The sequence below is a fragment of the Citrobacter sp. VF227 genome (genome assembly GCF_052950715.1).
Window position 1 is genome coordinate 1 of the sequence record NZ_JBRFVF010000067.1, and the last position, 919, is coordinate 919.

A 919-nucleotide genomic window follows, 5' to 3' on the forward strand; every position below is an offset into this window, starting at 1 on the left:
CTTAAACCGGGACAACCGTCGCCCGGCCAACATAGCCTTCTCCGTCCCCCCTTCGCAGTAACACCAAGTACAGGAATATTAACCTGTTTCCCATCGACTACGCCTTTCGGCCTCGCCTTAGGGGTCGACTCACCCTGCCCCGATTAACGTTGGACAGGAACCCTTGGTCTTCCGGCGTGCGGGTTTTTCACCCGCATTATCGTTACTTATGTCAGCATTCGCACTTCTGATACCTCCAGCATGCCTCACGACACACCTTCAACGGCTTACAGAACGCTCCCCTACCCAACAACACATAGTGTCGCTGCCGCAGCTTCGGTGCATGGTTTAGCCCCGTTACATCTTCCGCGCAGGCCGACTCGACCAGTGAGCTATTACGCTTTCTTTAAATGATGGCTGCTTCTAAGCCAACATCCTGGCTGTCTGTGCCTTCCCACATCGTTTCCCACTTAACCATGACTTTGGGACCTTAGCTGGCGGTCTGGGTTGTTTCCCTCTTCACGACGGACGTTAGCACCCGCCGTGTGTCTCCCGTGATAACATTCTTCGGTATTCGCAGTTTGCATCGGGTTGGTAAGTCGGGATGACCCCCTAGCCGAAACAGTGCTCTACCCCCGAAGATGAGTTCACGAGGCGCTACCTAAATAGCTTTCGGGGAGAACCAGCTATCTCCCGGTTTGATTGGCCTTTCACCCCCAGCCACAAGTCATCCGCTAATTTTTCAACATTAGTCGGTTCGGTCCTCCAGTTAGTGTTACCCAACCTTCAACCTGCCCATGGCTAGATCACCGGGTTTCGGGTCTATACCCTGCAACTTAACGCCCAGTTAAGACTCGGTTTCCCTTCGGCTCCCCTATACGGTTAACCTTGCTACAGAATATAAGTCGCTGACCCATTATACAAAAGGTACGCAGTCACA

General features: G+C 53.0%; 1 rRNA gene. It reads right to left on the reverse strand.

Annotated elements, in window-relative coordinates:
* Positions 1–919 (reverse strand): 23S ribosomal RNA (locus ACU8YC_RS25045); the annotation flags it as partial.